1 protein-coding gene is annotated in these 1,660 nt (G+C 60.9%); it reads left to right on the forward strand.

The features are described from left to right. Positions 1-72: 72 nt before the first annotated feature. The gene (locus QTH97_RS36840) at positions 73-1,521 is read left to right on the forward strand and encodes an IS1182 family transposase (RefSeq protein ID WP_286573733.1); all 1,449 of its coding nucleotides are present in this window, start codon (positions 73-75) and stop codon (positions 1,519-1,521) included. Positions 1,522-1,660: the final 139 nt, after the last annotated feature.

A 1,660-nucleotide genomic window follows, 5' to 3' on the forward strand; every position in this document is an offset into this window, starting at 1 on the left:
GAGGCTGTGTGAAAACGGTTGAAGGACTCACACAACTCGCCTAAGTTATGGCAACTCGTCGAGAGGGGTCACATGAGGCGATTCATCGAAGGAGAGGACCGAACTCAGGTCACCTTGCTGCCGGAGTGCCTCGAGGACTTCATCGCGGAGGACAACTCGGTCCGAGTGGTCGATGCCTTCGTCGACGATCTGGACTTTCAGGAACTCGGGTTCGAAGGTGTTTGCCCCGCTTGCACCGGTCGGCCCGGTTATCACCCGGGCGTGCTGCTCAAGATCTACATCTACGGCTACCTCAACCGTATCCAGTCCAGCCGGCGTTTGGAGCGTGAATGTCAGCGGAACCTGGAGTTGATGTGGCTGACTGGCCGGCTTGCCCCTGACTTCAAGACCATCGCCGACTTCAGGCGCGACAGCGGCAAGGGCATTCGCAACGTGTGCCGGCGCTTCATCGTGCTGTGCCGCGAACTGAAGCTGTTCTCTCAAGCCGTGGTCGCAATCGACGGCAGCAAATTCAAGGCGGTGAACAGTCGAGAGCGCAACTACACCGAAGGCAAGCTCGCCCGTCGGGAGCGGGAAATCGAGATCAACATCCAGCGGTACCTTGATGCGCTGGACACCAACGATCGCACTGGGCCGAGCGACTGGCTTGAGAAGACGGCCCGGCTGAGCGCCAAGGTGCACGATCTTCGGCAGAAGATGAAGGCGTTGCGCGGCATGCGCGAGCAGGTTCGGGCGGCGCCTGACGGCCAGGTCTCGCTGACCGACCCCGATGCCCGTGCAATGACCACACACAGCAATACCGGCATGGCGATGGTCGGCTACAACGTGCAGGCGGCGGTCGACGCCAAGCACCACTTGGTGGTGGCCCATCAGGTGACGAACACGGGCAGTGACAGGGCCCAGCTCAGCAAGATGGCGCATGCTGCGCGCGAAGCCATGGGGAAGCGGCGCCTGAAGGCCATCGCAGACCGTGGGTACTTCAGCAGCGCGCAGATCAAGGCGTGCAGCGATGCGGGAATCGAAGCGTATGTTCCCAAGCCAACGACCTCCAACGCCAAGGCAGAGGGCCGGTTCGACAGGGCGGACTTCGTGTACATCGCTCGCGACGATGAATATCAGTGCCCCGCTGGGCAGCGCGCGATCTACAGGTTCACGCGCGAGGAGAGCGGCCTACAGATGCGCCGATACTGGACCAGCGCCTGCCCTGAATGTCCGATGAAGGCGCGCTGCACACCCAGTGACTACAGACGAATCTCACGATGGGAGCATGAAGACGTTCTCGAGGCAATGCAGCGACGCCTTGATCGCCAGCCGGATGCGATGTTGACGCGCAAGAAGACCATCGAGCACGTCTTCGGCACGTTGAAACACTGGATGGGCTGGACGCACTTCCTGACGCGTGGCATCGAGAACGTGAGTACAGAGTTCAGCCTCAGCGTGCTCGCTTACAACCTCAAGCGCATCATCTCGATCTTGGGTATCGCCAAAACGATGAAGGCAGTGAGGCTGGCGGGTGGGTGACCACCCTTTTATGCCGTAAACGGCCCTTTCCACCTCAAGTAAGCATCTCGACCTCGCCGTACTACTGGACGACCACCATGGCCGGCGATCGTCTACTGGCGCGGGTGACCGCCATGGCGGCCGTTCTCACACAGGCTTA

Source organism: Variovorax gracilis, assembly GCF_030317115.1.
GTDB classification, from domain to species: Bacteria; Pseudomonadota; Gammaproteobacteria; order Burkholderiales; family Burkholderiaceae_C; genus Variovorax; species Variovorax gracilis.

Coding starts and splice junctions, on each gene's coding strand:
- QTH97_RS36840 (WP_286573733.1), top strand. CDS start 73: ATGAGGCGATTCATCGAAGGAGAGGACCGAACTCAGGTCACCTTGCTG.